The organism is Carnobacterium divergens DSM 20623 (assembly GCF_000744255.1).
Lineage (GTDB): Bacteria > Bacillota > Bacilli > Lactobacillales > Carnobacteriaceae > Carnobacterium > Carnobacterium divergens.
In genome coordinates this window covers 584,903-600,310 of the sequence record NZ_JQLO01000001.1, presented here as the reverse complement: position 1 = coordinate 600,310, position 15,408 = coordinate 584,903, and the positions used below count along the sequence as shown (strand labels likewise).

General features: G+C 34.6%; 15 protein-coding genes. 5 read left to right on the top strand and 10 right to left on the bottom strand.

The features are described 5' to 3' along the window. Window positions 1-115: 115 nt before the first annotated feature. The 5 genes from BR52_RS02965 to rpmG form a co-directional block, all read right to left on the bottom strand. Complete coding sequence (locus BR52_RS02965) at window positions 116-1,084, bottom strand: ROK family glucokinase (RefSeq protein WP_034569008.1); 969 nt, start codon at window positions 1,082-1,084, stop codon at window positions 116-118. 20 nt (window positions 1,085-1,104) lie between these two features. Then, a complete protein-coding gene (locus tag BR52_RS02960) occupies window positions 1,105-1,326 on the bottom strand; it encodes a YqgQ family protein (RefSeq protein ID WP_034569006.1) in 222 nt (73 codons plus the stop codon). Between the two features lie 23 nt (window positions 1,327-1,349). Continuing rightward, window positions 1,350-2,048: a rhomboid family intramembrane serine protease gene (locus BR52_RS02955; protein WP_034569004.1), complete on the bottom strand. Its 699-nt coding sequence runs from the start codon at window positions 2,046-2,048 to the stop codon at window positions 1,350-1,352. Between the two features lie 68 nt (window positions 2,049-2,116). Continuing rightward, entirely contained in the window at window positions 2,117-2,653 is a 537-nt protein-coding gene (locus BR52_RS02950; protein ID WP_034569001.1) for a 5-formyltetrahydrofolate cyclo-ligase, read from the bottom strand. Window positions 2,654-2,722: 69 nt separating this feature from the next. Further along, complete coding sequence (rpmG, locus tag BR52_RS02945) at window positions 2,723-2,872, bottom strand: 50S ribosomal protein L33 (RefSeq protein ID WP_034568998.1); 150 nt, start codon at window positions 2,870-2,872, stop codon at window positions 2,723-2,725. Between the two features lie 273 nt (window positions 2,873-3,145). Between rpmG and BR52_RS02940 the strand changes: the two genes are divergently transcribed. Both BR52_RS02940 and BR52_RS02935 read left to right on the top strand, forming a co-directional pair. Further along, complete coding sequence (locus BR52_RS02940) at window positions 3,146-3,496, top strand: hypothetical protein (protein ID WP_034568996.1); 351 nt, start codon at window positions 3,146-3,148, stop codon at window positions 3,494-3,496. A 17-nt stretch (window positions 3,497-3,513) separates the two neighbouring features. After that, window positions 3,514-4,038 (top strand): MltG/YceG/YrrL family protein, encoded by a 525-nt coding sequence (locus tag BR52_RS02935; protein ID WP_034568994.1) that lies wholly within the window; start codon window positions 3,514-3,516, stop codon window positions 4,036-4,038. Between the two features lie 61 nt (window positions 4,039-4,099). Here the strand turns inward: BR52_RS02935 and BR52_RS02930 are convergent, their stop codons facing one another. The 3 genes from BR52_RS02930 to BR52_RS02920 form a co-directional block, all read right to left on the bottom strand. Beyond that, window positions 4,100-5,797: an oleate hydratase gene (locus BR52_RS02930; RefSeq protein ID WP_034568991.1), complete on the bottom strand. Its 1,698-nt coding sequence runs from the start codon at window positions 5,795-5,797 to the stop codon at window positions 4,100-4,102. 118 nt (window positions 5,798-5,915) lie between these two features. Beyond that, window positions 5,916-6,482, bottom strand: a complete 567-nt coding sequence (locus BR52_RS02925; RefSeq protein WP_034568989.1) for a TetR/AcrR family transcriptional regulator C-terminal domain-containing protein — start codon at window positions 6,480-6,482, stop codon at window positions 5,916-5,918. A 118-nt stretch (window positions 6,483-6,600) separates the two neighbouring features. Further along, window positions 6,601-8,655 (bottom strand): penicillin-binding transpeptidase domain-containing protein, encoded by a 2,055-nt coding sequence (locus BR52_RS02920; protein ID WP_236707205.1) that lies wholly within the window; start codon window positions 8,653-8,655, stop codon window positions 6,601-6,603. A 194-nt stretch (window positions 8,656-8,849) separates the two neighbouring features. Between BR52_RS02920 and BR52_RS02915 the strand changes: the two genes are divergently transcribed. Both BR52_RS02915 and BR52_RS02910 read left to right on the top strand, forming a co-directional pair. Further along, window positions 8,850-11,597 (top strand): YfhO family protein, encoded by a 2,748-nt coding sequence (locus tag BR52_RS02915; RefSeq protein WP_034568986.1) that lies wholly within the window; start codon window positions 8,850-8,852, stop codon window positions 11,595-11,597. A 19-nt stretch (window positions 11,598-11,616) separates the two neighbouring features. Further along, window positions 11,617-12,252, top strand: coding sequence for a pentapeptide repeat-containing protein (locus BR52_RS02910; RefSeq protein WP_034568984.1), 636 nt, complete (start codon window positions 11,617-11,619; stop codon window positions 12,250-12,252). A gap of 52 nt (window positions 12,253-12,304) precedes the next feature. On the opposite strand, the gene BR52_RS02905 is transcribed toward BR52_RS02910, so the two are convergent. After that, window positions 12,305-12,913 (bottom strand): superoxide dismutase, encoded by a 609-nt coding sequence (locus BR52_RS02905; protein ID WP_034568981.1) that lies wholly within the window; start codon window positions 12,911-12,913, stop codon window positions 12,305-12,307. Between the two features lie 238 nt (window positions 12,914-13,151). On the opposite strand from BR52_RS02905, the gene BR52_RS12515 reads away from it, so the two are divergent. After that, on the top strand, window positions 13,152-13,919 hold the full coding sequence (locus tag BR52_RS12515; protein WP_051915613.1) for a DUF1189 domain-containing protein: 768 nt from the start codon (window positions 13,152-13,154) through the stop codon (window positions 13,917-13,919). Window positions 13,920-13,963: 44 nt separating this feature from the next. On the opposite strand, the gene BR52_RS02895 is transcribed toward BR52_RS12515, so the two are convergent. Beyond that, window positions 13,964-15,313: a DEAD/DEAH box helicase gene (locus BR52_RS02895; protein WP_034568979.1), complete on the bottom strand. Its 1,350-nt coding sequence runs from the start codon at window positions 15,311-15,313 to the stop codon at window positions 13,964-13,966. Window positions 15,314-15,408 lie beyond the last annotated feature (95 nt).

Below are 15,408 nucleotides of genomic sequence, written 5' to 3'. Positions count from 1 at the left end.
AAATGTAGTTCAAGTATATCATATGGTATGTACTTTCGCATCTATTAGCCATTAGGCATTGCCGTTTGTTAACATAAAAAAATCATTGAGAAATTTCCTCAATGATTTTTTAACTTTATTTTTTTAGAAATTGTTTTGCTAATGAACTTGCACCAATAACACCTGCATCATTACCCAATTGTGCTAATTTTAGATTCGTGCTATGACGAACTTGTGGGAAAGTAAATTCTTCAAAGTAATGACGGACTTGCTCTAACAGAAAATCTCCAGCTGCTGAAACACCACCACCAATTACAATATCAGAAGGATTCAGCATATTGCCAATATTTCCACAGGCTAACCCTAAATAGTAAGAAACTTTATCAATAATTTTGATCGCTAAAACATCGCCATCTTTGGCTAAATCAAAAACTGTTTTAGCTGTAACTTCTTGTCCGTCGTCAATTAAATACTTCAAACGAGAATCACCAGCAAACTCATCCGCGTAATCTCTTGCTACCCTTACAACACCCGTCGCACTTGCAACTGTTTCTAAACAACCTTTTTTACCACAAGTACAATCATAACCACCAGGATCTACTGTAATATGCCCAATTTCACCTGCTGCTCCAACAACACCGTGTAGCAACCGACCTTCAGCAATAATTCCGCCACCTACACCCGTTCCTAACGTAATGAAGGTCACATCATCCCCATTCTCTCCAGCGCCTTTCCAACGCTCTCCTAAGGCAGCAACATTCGCATCATTATCAATAGCAAATGGTATATCTGTTCCCGCTTCAATTTCTTGTTTGACTTGTTGCAATGTCTTCCAATTTAAATTATATGCCCCAATTACAGTTCCTAATTCACGATCAACAGTACCAGGAGAACCCATACCGATTCCGATAAAATCGCTGTGGGACATTTCATATTTTGCAATATGTTTATTTATCGATTCCACAATACTTGGGACAATTTTTGAACCTTCATTTGTAGTATCTGTTTCAATGCTCCATTTTTGTTGAACATCCCCATCTACAGTTAAGATAGCAAATTTGATTGTCGTCCCACCTAAATCAATTCCAATTAGTTTTTTAGACATTGTTTTATTCCTCCAAGTTGTTAGTTATCCATACTAATATTTTTTTGTTTTTCTTCTTCCAAACGATGCTCTTTTCGTAAAACTAAAGCTGCTGGTATATAGACATCATCTTCAATCAAACCGGAATCTTTTAAACTTTTTAGTTCGATTGACATCATCTCAATATCCCATAACCGCTCTCCTACGTAAACATATATTCCAAATCTTTTTAATAATAACTGTACATCATATAAGATTCGCATAACTTTACTTCACGTCCTTCACATTATAACCCGATTTGTGTTTTTTTGAAACCGATTGCGATAAAGAAAGCGATGGCAATCAGATAGGTTATTCCTGATAAAATTCGTTTAACAGTCAAGTCGCTTGACGCTTTTGGTACAGAAATCGCTGTAGCAATTAAAAAGCCACCAATCAAGCCACCAATATGACCAGAATTATCCACTGAGGTAGACATAAAACCCGTTACTAAGTTTAAACCGATAAAAATAGCAAAAGTTTTTGCCATTTCTTGCATTTGACTATTGTGTCTAAAAGTTTCAGCTAACATCAAAGCTGTCCCAAATAAACCGAATAAAGCCGTACTTGCACCTGCAGAAACCGCATCGTTAAAAGCAAAACTTGCTACATTTCCCGCAATTCCGCTTAATAGGTAAATCAAAGCAAATCGAAAATGGCCAAAAACGCCTTCCAGTTGTATCCCTAAGTAATACAGCGTTACAGAGTTTACGATAATATGCAGTGCTCCAATATGAACAAACATCGGTGTAACTAAGCGCCACCATTGTCCCATCGCAATAGACATATTTTCTTTTGCTCCATATTTAATAAGAGTAGCAATACTTTCACTGCCTCCATCAATTGTCATTAATAGAAAAACAACAAGTTGAATGGCTAAAAAACTATACGTTACAATCGGTTTTTTTAATAGTTCATTTAATGTTCTCTTTTTTTGATTCGTCAAAGCGCCACCCCATTTTTCTTATGATTCTGTTCTTTATTATAGCGAATCTAATTTGTTTTTTCCATCGTTTATTCAGTGAACACTTTTTTGACTGGAATATCGTAACTATCTGGAGTCCAATCATTTCTTATTTGAAGTTTTAGTGCAAGTGAAACGGTGTCACCCTGGTAATCTGCTAGATAGCGATCATAAAAACCAGCTCCAAAACCAATACGATAACCCTCCATTGAAAAAGCCACACCAGGAACAATCAATAAATCAATCTGCCTTTTGTCCACACTAGGTGAAGTTGACATTGGTTCAAGAATTCCAAAAGGGGTAGTTTCTAAACTAGTAGCTGCGTCATATAAACAAAAATCCATTTTGCCTTGCGGTCCCGTTCGTGGAATAACCATTTTTTTCCCAAGTGCGTGACATTTCTCAATAATCGGTTGCGTGTCTATTTCAATTTTCTGCGATAATGTTAATCCAATCGTTTTTGCTTTTAAAAAGTAATCCGATTGAAATAATTGGCTTAGTAAATGTTCTTCATTTTGTTTTTTTACCTCTGAGTTTAATTCGTTTAGTTCAGCTAAAATTATTTTTCGCAATTTTTTTTTATCCATAAAAAGGTGCCTCCTCTTTATCTCATTTAATGACTTTTAAATACAAAAAAAACAACAGGATTCCTGTTGTTATTTTGTTTCACGATGTAATGTCGCACGACGTTCGCGCGGACAATATTTTTTGAATTCAACACGGTCTGGATTGTTACGTTTGTTTTTCTTAGTGTGGTAGTTACGTTCTTTACACTCTGTACATTCCAATGTGATGTTTACACGCATGACTTTCCCTCCAAGCATTAAACCATAATTTAGAAGATACTCAATTGGGTACCTTCGGACTTGAATATCATATCATTTTTTTTAACAACTTGCTAGCTTTTTTTACACTTTGTTAAGGATTTTTACTTTACGCCTCTTTTTTTAAGGATTTTTAATTCTTTTAGGAATAAGTCAATTATCAAATTTTATATTAAATTTCTTTTACAAAACACTATTAATCTGCTAAATATGGTACACTATGCAATGAGGTTTAATGAAAGAGGTGATTAAAAAATGGATGTATGGATGATCGTTATTATCCTGTTGATTATCTCCGTTGCTCTTATTGTATGGTCTTTCTACAAAAAAGACAATGGCGAAAAAGTAAAAGAAGAATTTGAAGAACTTTCTTTACAACTAATGCAAGATATCTATCATTTAAAAAATCGCGTTGCGATTCTTGAAAATGAATTAAACATTACAACAGAAGAAACATTAACATCAATGAAAATTCACGATGTATTAAAAAATCATGTCGTTACCTTGTATACTCAAGGTGTTTCACTTGAAAACATCGCATCACAAACTCAATTACCTGTTGCAACAGTACAAGTTGTTGTCGATGAATACGTTGAGCACAAATAAGTAAGGGAGAGTCACGAATGAATAGACCTGCATTACGCTATTTAGCACTAGGATTTTTGCTTTCAGCTCTAGTTCTTTCAGGTTATCGTCTCTTTTTTTATGAACCCGCAGCGTCTACCAGTAAGACGGAGCAAACTGCTAAAAGCAAAGACGAGAACCTAAGTAAGAGCGAGAAATCCTATAAGAAAAAATACGAAGAACTTTTAACTAAAATTGAACTTGAAAAAGTTACAGATAAAACGGATTCAAGCTCAACAACCGATAGTTCTGCTGCTGACAGCTCTGCTAAAAAAGAAGAGCCTGCAAAAGATACTGAGAAAAAAGATGAAGTTAAAAAATATACATTAGTTATTGGTCAAGGCGACCCAACTAGCACTGCAGTTGATCAACTAGCTGCAAATGGCATCATTAAAGACGCAAACGAATTCACCACATTCTTAACGTCAAATGATTATGAAATGTATATTCGAGATGGATCTTACGAAGTAAACAGTGGTATGTCTTTAGAAGAAATTGCTAAAATCATCACCCACCGTAACTAGGATAAGATCAAAAAAACTGCTTGATTCTACTATTAATTAGAATCAAGCAGTTTTTTTGTTGTTATCTAAACATCGTTTTAGCCGCTTTTGCCACTACTTTTGGATCACGGTTATGAGGTGTAACTGGACAAATTTCTTTATTGATATCAAACAATGTATACACAGCTGTTTTAGCCGCTCGAACAGAATATTCTTCTGTAAAGACCATATCTTTTGGTATTTCTACGAATTGACTGATCATTGCGAAATTGGTGCTTCCTGTTGGAACTACTTTTGGACGGTCACTCATTTTTCTTGGTTGAAATTGAGCATCAATATATGGCATGTAACATGGAATGACGTTTACAATATCCTCTTTGATTTTTTCCCAATCATCTTGCCATTTGAACTGGCAAATTAATTCATAAAGAATCTCTTCTCCAGTACATTCACGCATTGTTTTTTTTACATAATCCCCCACTCGATCTGGGTACAAACCGTATCCCCAGAAAATCGTTGTGGTTAAATCTTGATTCTTAAAGTGCGGTTGTGCTGCAACCACAATGCTCATTAGCCAGTTTGAATCTTTAAACGTCATTAACGCTCCGCTTCCTGGAATATTTCCTGAAAATTCCTCAAAGCGTTTCAGTAACGCATTTCCTTTACAAGTCACTGTAAAACTTTCCCAATTGGTTTCTTCTTCATGATCGAAAAAGGGAGCTGGGTTGCCTAAATTTGATTTTTTTTGAGCAATTTTATACCAAAGCTCACCAGATATCGGGCGTTTTTCAGCTTTTGGAGCTGGGGTGTGATAGTCTCCTTCTGTCGTGCTATCCGTCATGCATGCATTTGTCATCATCACCTTATCTTCTGATTTTAACTCAATCACTTCTCCATCTGTCAAGTGAATAGCAGTTGCTGTGATGTCACTGCCTTCTACAAAATCGATATCCGTTACCGTTTTATCAAGAATAAAATCTACTTTATGCTTTTCTAAGAAACTTTTTAACGGTAAAATTAGACTTTCATATTGATTATATGCCGTTCTAGTAACACCTTCTAATGTGTCGATGCGACTAAATTCTAGCATCATACGATTCATATAACGACGCAATTCAAATAAGCTGCTCCATTTTTGAAATGCGAAGGTTGTTTGCCACATATACCAGAAATTGGTTTCAAAGAAATGAGGTGCAAACCAATCTTGAATGGATAAATCATCTAATTCTTCTTCAGGTGTTGCTAATAGTTTAGACATTGCTGCTCGATCCTTGTTATCAAATCCCATTTTATGTGCATTTACAATTTCAGCATTTTTATCAATGAGTCTTGCTTGTGCATGGGTTGGATGTAAATGGTCAAAATTTAATATTTCTTCTGTCACACTCATATGTGGCATTTCAAGGGATGGAATACTTCTAAATAAGTCCCAAAAATTTTCATAGGTTTCTTCATTTAACATTCGCCCACCACGACAGATAAAGCCTTTTTCATTATTTCCTGCACCATCGTTGCTTCCACCTAAAATCTTCATTCCTTCAATAATATGGATGTTTTTTCCTTCGAAGTTCGCATCTCGAATCAGAAAAGCCGCACTTGCTAAACTTCCAATTCCTCCACCTATCAAATAGACTTGTTGATCGCCATAATAACGTGCTTCAATTTCTTCATCAATCGCTTTACTTTTTTCTGATTTTAACTGATTTAACTTTTTAACTCCGTACATACTTCCAATAGCGGTTGCTCCTGCTGCTAACAATCCCAGTTGTTTCTTATTCATAAAACATTCCTCCTATTGACTTTCATACTGTTAGTATAGCCCAATAGAAAACGCTTCACCTTAAACAAAAAAAACAATCTGTCGTATTTATGGACAATAGATACAAATTGTCTAAATGTTAATTTTCAATTTCACAATAAAGTTGATAGGCTAATTTTTCAGTATCTTTTGCTAACCGAGCAAAGCTTGCCGCAAGTTCTTCTGCATATTCTTTAAAGCCTGCTACAATCCATGCAATTAACATCCCACCACATCCGTATGAAAAAAATGTTGCATAGAAAAGTCGATTTGCTTTGCTCACACGTTCTTCATTATCCAAACGACTAAATAATTCTAAAAAAAGCTCACAGGTAAGTTGAGAAAATTGATTCGCTAACAACGCTGATTCATCTTGCACAGTATTACGATAGAAAGCCGCATTGCTTTGGATTTCCTGCAGCATTTTCAATACTTGATCATGCCAATTTTCTAAAGTCACATTTTCCTTTAAATAATGAATAGCAGTGTGTTGATACGTCCAACCTAATAAATCAAATTTATCAGAAAAATGATAATAAAAAGTTTGACGATTTAATTTACAACGTTGTGTAATATCCGAAATAGTAATTTTTTCAAAACGTTTATAATGACATAACTCTATTAAGGATTTGGATAAAACTTCTTTTGTCATAACTGATTCCGTCATATTTGAACGCTCCCTTTAATGATTAATTGTATGTATCATAGCATGTTTAAAACTGTTTAGGAAATAATGTAAATAAACAGCCAGTTGATTTAAAATCAACTGGCTGTTTGACTACTTACTACTTATCTTTCCCTTCAAAATAGGCATCAAATACTTCTCTAGCGGTATTTATATTCACTTTTGAAGTTGTATTGTAAGGTAGATAGGGTACAACAACAGCAATCGCAATTTCTGGGTCATTCGAAGGAGCGTAGCCAACTAAGGTTAAGTTGAAAACTGATTCGCCTTTTGAAGCCTCAAGTGGCCCATCGTAGAATGCTTCTGCTGTCCCTGTTTTTGCAGATATGCTGTAAGGTGCACTGGCTAAAAGTTTCCCTGTTCCGTTTGAATTCCCACCATGTACTACGTTATACATTCCGGTTTGCACGCGTTTCATTTCTTCTGTACCCACGTTCACCGTATTTAATACTCGAGGTTGAATCTCTGTTTGAATAGCACCAATATTCCCATTCTCATCTGTTCCTCGAATTTCTTTTACAACATGTGGTGCAATTCGGCTTCCGCCGTTAGCAATAGTGGAAATGTATTGATTTAATTGAAGTGGTGTATAGGTATCAAATTGACCAAAAGCAAAATCGAGCGCTAATCCTGGATTGCTCGTTGGACCTGGGTAACCCAATGCTTCACCTGGTAAATCAATTCCTGTTGGAACACCTAAACCAAATTGTGCATAATACCCTCTTAGTTTAGTAAATACTTTATCTTTATCGATATCTAACGTGCCTTCAGGAGTATAGCTGTTTTGACCACCCATTCGCATTGCTAATTGCATCATGTAGGAGTTTGAAGACACTTCTAGGGCTGTTTCATCGTTCATTGAAATCGCTCCACCTCGGTTGAACCAAGAACTTTTAGCTGGTGTGTTTTTAAATTTTAAAGGACGATCGACCATTACATTATTGTCTAAAGAAATCACCTTATCCATGTATCCAGCCAATACAGTTGCACCTTTAACAGATGAACCCATTGTATACTGAGTATTCATTGCACCTAAAGCGTCATCCTCAATCTCTTTTGTTTCGTAGTTGTATTTTTGACCCGTCATTCCTAATAGTTCACCTGTTTTAGGATTGGTTGCAACAACATACATTCGATCAACAAGGCCACTTCGAATTGAAGCTAATTGTTTTTTCGTAATATCTTCTAATTTCTTTTGAAAATCAATATCGATCGTTAACACTAAATTGTCGCCTTTGGCTCCTTCATATTTAGATGCCGTATCAATAATATCGCCACTATTATTAGTTTTGGTTTCAGATTTTGATTTGGAACCACTTAATACTTCTTCGTATTGTTTTTCTAAATAACTGTTTCCAACACGATCATTTCGCGCGTAACCTTTTGCTAGCATTGCACTTGCTTGATCGCTTGGCAGTCCAGTTTTTTCAGTTGTAACACTTCCAAGGACACTGCGTAACATGTCTCCTTGAGGATAGATACGATCCCAGTCAGTTGAAGTATCAACACCTGGTAGACTCATTAAGTTTTCACTGATTTCAGCAATTTCTTGATCAGTCACGTCTTTACTTTTGATGTAGGTTGTTGTTAGAGCATAGGCTCCATTCATCTTTTTAAAAATAGCAGCTACTTGACGTTCAGCTTCATCAAATTGAATTTCTTCAGGTGTGATTTTAGATAGTTGAACATCATACAACTCCCCACCTTTTAATTGGGTTTCTTTTTTGGATAAACGATCATTTAATTTTTTCTCATTTGTTGCCGCAAAATAATCTTTTAAATCGCGTTCTTTTAAATCAGAGGTATCCATCGTAATATACTTCGCTAAATTTTTAGCAATTTTAGCCATATCTGCTCCGCTTACTTGGGCCCCTCTTGTATAGGTAATTGCCTGTAACGGTTTGTTGCCTACAAGCTGACGATTTTGACTGTCATAAATCATTCCTCGAGGTACTGTTCCAGTGGCTGTTGTTGTCTCAGTTCGTTTTACTTGCGTTTCAAACTCTTCTCCACGTACTATTTGTAAATAGCCTAGTCTTAATATTAATGAAGCAAATAATAAAAACACGACAAAAAACAACAAATTTAGTCGGAAAGGAATATGAGATTTATTTTTTTTCTTTTTATCGATCTTTTTCTTTTGATTAATAATCACTTGTACACCTTCCTGTTGTTAGATTACACTTCTATTATTGTACCAAACTTGAACAAGTTTAACCAATTAATAAGTAAATTTTTAATTAATTTCCTACTATATATATGCTATTCTATTACAAGAACCCCTTTTTAGTAATAGAAACAATCGATTCTTTATAAAAAATTAGAAATTGTTACTGGAGTGATTTGTGAATGACTGTCTTTTTCAAAAAAATTTTACACAATAACTGGCCCCTTATTTTAGCAGGCGGCGTTCCGTGCTTTATTTTATTTTTAATTTATTTAGCTCAAGGTGTGTTTCCATTTGGGGACAGTTCTTTATTAACAGTCGATTTAGGTCAACAATATGTTGATTTTTATACCTATTATCGCAATACATTGTTAGGAGATCCAACAAGTTTCTTTTATTCTTTTTCAAAAGCGATTGGAGGCGATATGATTGGTCTCTGGGCTTATTACTTAACAAGTCCTTTTAATTTAATCTTGTTGCTGTTTCCAGCTCGCTTGATTACACTAGGAATCACCGTTCTCACATTAACTAAAATCAGTTTAGCTGGACTTAGTTTTGGGATTTTGTTAAAGAAAGCTTTTAATGGAAAGGGACTTTATCTTGCAACTTTTTCAACTTCTTATGCCTTGATGGGCTATACGATTGTCAACCAATTAAACATTATGTGGTTAGATGGATTAATTTTCTTGCCGCTGGTTATTTTAGGAATTGAAAAATTGGTTTTTGAAAAGCGTGGACTTTTTTATACGGTATTTTTAGCTCTCATGTTAATTGCTAATTATTATATTGCTTATATGATTTGCTTGTTCAGTATTTTGTATTTTATCTTCCGTTTAACGGCTTTCCAATTTCCATCAAAAACGACGGTGAAAGAGAAAGTGATTTTTTTAAGTAAACAATTGGCTCGATTTAGTTGGCATTCTTTATTAGGAGGCGGATTAGCTAGTATCCTACTTGTACCGACATTTCATGCTTTGTTAGATAGCAAGGCCAGTTATAGTGACTTTTCTTTTGAATGGAAATTTGCTTTTCCAATTCAAGAAATGATTTCAAAATTATACATTGGTGCCTTTAATTTTGACCAAATGCCTGATGGGTATCCCAATTTATTTATTGGCAGTTTAGCATTAATTTGTTTTGTTTCCTTTCTGTTTAGTCGTGCCTTTCCGATTCGAGAGCGTTTGATGGCTTTCTTAATTGTTCTCTTTTTAGTCGTTTCAATGGACTTAAAAGCTTTTAATATTGTTTGGCATGGTTTTCAATATCCAATTTGGTATCCGTATCGTTTTTCTTTTGTATTATGTTTTTTTATGATTTTAAATGGTTATCGCGCCTTTATCAAATTAGAACGTCTTTCAATTCCCGGTATGTTACTAGTTGTAGTTAGCACAACCGTTGCTGCTTTTTATATGCTTAAGCATCCTTTTGATTTTGTTTATCATGAGCAGATTATTTTAACGTCTTTATTTATTGCCATCGTGACGTTCTTATTGATTGTAAAACCTAAGTATACTCTTTGGCTACCGTTTCTTTTATTTTTAGTAAGTGCCGTCGAAATGGGCATCAATGCGCAATTAGATTTATCTAGATTGAGTTATGTTTCCAATAGTGAATTTTTAGAGTATCGAAGGGAGTTTGCTCCTGTTATCGATCATATCAAAGAAAAAGATAACGGATTCTACCGAGTTGAAAAAACGTTTTTACGTTCTAAAAATGATAGCTTTCAATTTGATTATCCAAGTGTCACTCACTTTAGTTCAACTTTCGAAAAGGAAGTGCCAACGTTATTTGGTAATTTAGGATTTCCAGTTGGAAATGGTTTTATTGCCTATTCTAATGCTACCTTAGCAACAGATGCTCTATTTGGAATCAAATACTATGTAGCGGAAAATAATGCGTTATATGAAAAAAGTCAGGATGATTTAGTTGATCCAGCCACAGGCCAAACCCCACTTGCTAAAAATAAAGTAACTGAGTTAACACAAAAAAATAATCCGACAAACTTAACACAATTGCAATTGACTATCATGGCCACGAAACCCGATTTAAGAAGCTACAGCAAATTAACGAATACAGACAGAATGACCACCTTTAAAAATCAAAATGCCTTATCAATCGCCTATGGTGTCGATAAAGATATTTTAAAAGTGAAAGAATTGACCAATCAGCCGGTTCAGTTACAAGAAAATATTTTAAGGGCTCTCAGTCCAAATGAAAAAAAACGTTATTTCACACCCATTGCGTTTAATAGTACTGTTTATCAAAATATTACGCCTAACAATCAGTATCCAAATCCTACTTTTTTCAAACAAATTGCCAATAATAAAGCAACGATTGATTTCCAGTTCACCCCTCAAACCAATGATGCTTATTATCTAACTTTAGGACCCAGCGTTAAAGAAGAAGATGCTACTTTTTATCTAAACGGGAAGAAATTATCACAATATAAAACCTATCGCGATACATTAATTTTAAATGTTGCCAATCAACAAAAAGATCAAACCGTCACGATTACAGTTGAGCTGAAAAAAGAAAGTCTCTGGTTGGAACAATTTCAGTTGTATCATTTTGACACAACAGCCTTCGAAAAGATTGTAACGAATTTAAAAGAAAATGAATTAAACATTGAAAAGTTCGGCAATACTTATTTTAAAGGGACAGCCACCATTACGGATGAAAATAAGATTTTAATGACGACTATCCCTTACAGCAAAGGTTGGCGTGTTTCAATTGATGGAAAAACTGTTTCGACCACTAAAGTTCTAAACAGTTTGCTTGCGGTTCCTATCACAAAAGGAACTCACAAAATAGACATTTCTTATCAAACACCTTATTTTAAAATAGGTTTGCTTATTTCCTTCATCTCACTTATTCTACTTGTGTTAACAAATTGGCTCTTTCACAGAGGGAAGCGCCATAAACATTTTTGACTTTAAAGGAGTTTCTTTTATGAAAATACAAAAAATAGAACCACCCCGCTTTCCAGTTGATCTTAGAGAAGAAACTTTTGAGTTGATTGAAGATGAGGCTTTTTATGAAAATTGCCTCTTTAAAAATTGTACTTTGACAGGCAGGGATCTTGAGAAAGTCTGTTTTCAATCTGTTCAGTTTGTGAATGTGACCTTTAGTGACTGCCATTTTCATCAACTTGAATTGCTGGATGTGGAATTTATCAAGTGCAATTTAAGCAATACTGAAATGATTGGGGGTATTTTACATCGGTGTGCTTTTCTTGATTCTAAAATTGTCGGCGTTAATTTTGCTGAGTCTTCTATTTTAGATACCACTTTTAAAGACTGTCAGGCAAATTACAGTTCTTTTAGTTATGCCTCTTTAAAACGGGTCTCGTTTACTGAGATGCCTTTGATTGAAAGTGATTTTTTCAATATTAAATGGTTGCACTTAACGTTTAATGCTTGTGATTTAACAGGCGTTAATTTGATGCAGACGAATTTAAAAGGATTAAACTTAAGCACCTCTTCCTTTGAAAAAATCAACCTTTCTATTGAGTTGCTTCGTGGCTGTAAAATCAATACTGAGCAATCGATTGTTATTGCAGGAGCTTTAGGTTGTATTGTAGAATAACAAAAAAACGGTTCATTACTTTAAAAAGTAATGAACCGTTTTTTAATAGTCATTATTTAGCTGCTGCGTAACGTTTTGCAACTTCATCCCAATTTACAATGTTCCAGAATGCTTTAATATATTCAGGACGAACATTTTTGTAGTTTAGGTAGTAAGCATGCTCCCATACATCTAATCCTAAAATTGGTGTTTTGCCTTCTGATAATGGTGAGTCTTGATTTGGAGTTGAGATGATTGATAATTTTCCGCCATCTAATACTAACCAAGCCCAGCCAGAACCAAAACGAGTTGTTGCTGCTGCTGCGAATTCTTCTTTGAATTTATCAAAGCTACCAAAAGTAGCATCAATTGCTTCTTTAACTTCGCCAGTTGGAACACCACCAGCGTTTGGAGCTAAAATTTCCCAGAAGAAAGTATGGTTTACATGTCCACCACCATTGTTTCTTACAGCCGTACGGATATCTTCAGGAATTGCATCTAAATTGCTCATTAGTTCTTCTATTGTTTTGCTACCTAATTCAGGATGTTTTTCAATCGCTGCATTTAGGTTGGTTACGTAGGTATTGTGGTGTTTGTCGTGATGTAAGTGCATTGTTTCTTCATCGATATAAGGCGTTAATGCATCATATGCATATGGTAATTCTGGTAATTGATAAGTCATATTGTAGGTCCCCCAATAAATTTATTTTTGTATGTAATCCTTTTGACGACTACATTTCTACTCTACCACCTCTCGATTCAAATTTCAAAGTATCTGCTTACAAAATTTTTCTTTTTTTTATTTATGAACACTTTATGAACGTTTACTGGCTATTGAGTTTCTTTAGTGAAACGTTTAAAATAGAGAGGATGATTTGTTTTAATTTAGTTGATACTTTTCATACAAAATAAAAAAAGGAGTGATTCCAATTCAAGTTGTAAAATTATTTATTGCTTCTTTAACCAAACCAGAGAAATTAAGTGAGGCGGTGTCATTAAAAAAAAGCAAAGTCTTTTTGTATTTACTATTCCTTGCTTTAATCACAGCTATTCCATCCATTACTCAAGGAGTTAACGTCTTGAATGATTTTCAAAAAGTCTCGACTAAAATTCCTGAGTTTAAAATTGAAGAGGGTGTTTTAAAAACAAAGGATGCTGAAAAAAGCTTTATTTATCAAACCAATTCGTTAATTTTTACTTTTGATCCAAATGGTGAACAAAGTGAAAAAGATGTGGATCAGCACGCGATTGGATCAGTTTCTAGTTTGGCTTTGTTAAAAGATCGGTTCTATTTTAAGAGTGCGGTTAATTCTTATAATTTTAAATACAGTGAATTAGCAGGCTTAAAAAACAGTGATTATGGCGATTTAATGGGTATCTTTTCAATGCTACACGGTTTTATTATTGGGTTTACAATCTTTATGCTTCTTGTAGCTGCGATTATAGAAACGTTGATTAATACTTTACTGTATACGATTTTTGCGAATCTGCTTTGTTTATTAGCTAGAAGAACGATGACTTTTGCTGCCAATTGGTCGATTGCATTGTTTGCTTCGACTCTCCCAACACTCTTTTTTGCTTTCTTAAATAGCTTTGGATTGTTTCCACCATTTCAAACGCAAATTGGATTGATTGTAACTTTATTCTTTTATTATTATGCAATTAAGTCGATTCCAAAAAACAGTTAAAAAAACTCCTTATCTTAATTGATAAGGAGTTTTTTGTCGCACTATTATTTTTTCTTATTTGCTTTTTTGATTGCTCTAGCTTGACTACGACGTTCAACACGACGTTTTTTCTCGTTACTTTCTTTAATGACACGGCCAATTTTCTTTTTATAGCCTGGTTTTACTTTTTTCTTCGATTTTTTCACAATTCCTTTTAAGGAAGGATCTAAGACATCTTTTGATGTTTTTTCACGAGTTGTACGACGGTTACGATCGTAAGTATCAATAATTTCGCCATTTTTAATCGTTTTAGGTGAAAACTCAACACCAATTTTTTCAATATCCGCTACAAGAGCTTCATCACTTGGTGCGTATAAAGTAATCGCAGTCCCATTCATACCATTACGTCCTGTTCTGCCAACGCGGTGAATAAAGAAATCTAAATCACGAGGAATTTCAGCATTAATGACATGTGAAACACCTTCGATATCAATACCACGAGCAGCTAAATCCGTTGCTACTACAAATTGGTAATCAAGGTTTTGAACTTGTTTCATTACACGTTTTCTTTCACGAGGTTGAATGTCCCCATGGATTTTAGCAACTTTTAAGCCTCTTGATTTTAGACCATCTGCTAATTCGTCTACTTTTTGTTTCGTATTTGCAAAAACAATGGCTAGATAAGGTGTTCCTGTTGTTAATAGTTGATAAACAACATCTACACGGTCTCTGCCTTTAGTTGAAATCAACCAGTTGTCAATTGTTGGTGAAATAATTGATTTAGGTTGAATATGCTCGTAATGAGGATTTTCCATGTATTTTTTTAAGAATGGTTTTAAATTTTGTGGAATCGTCGCTGAAAAAACAAGCATTTGTAAGTTGTTTGGCAAACGTCCTGCAATTTGATCGACATCTTCTAAAAATCCCATATCTAGCGTCATATCCGCTTCATCAATAACTAAAACAGGGGCGGTATGAATCAGTAAGGCATTTTCATTTACCATATCCAAAATACGTCCTGGTGTTCCAATGACAATATGTGGTTGTGTACCATTTAATTTAGTCATTTGACGTTTCTTGTCTGTTCCACCTACGAAACTTTGAACAATAATTTTTTCCGGTGCGTGTTTTGCAAGTTGCAACGCTGCTTGATAAATTTGTTCAGCTAACTCACGACTTGGTGTGGTAATAACTACTTGAACTTCTGCTTTTAAAGGATCAATTTTATTGAATAATGGAAGTAAAAAAGTATGGGTTTTTCCTGTTCCTGTTTGAGATTGTCCGATAACACTTTCGCCTTTCATGATGGCAGGGATCAATTTTTCTTGAACTTCAGTCGCTTCCTTGAAGCCAATCTCGTTGATTGCGTCTATTAAAAATGGTTGTAAGCCAAATTTTTCAAAAGTATGTTCCATTTTTTCGCCTCTTTTCTCTTGGTGCTGTTTTGCATCCTTAATATTATAACATAAAAAAAGCCGTTACGCTGACAAAATATTTCATTAACAGGTGT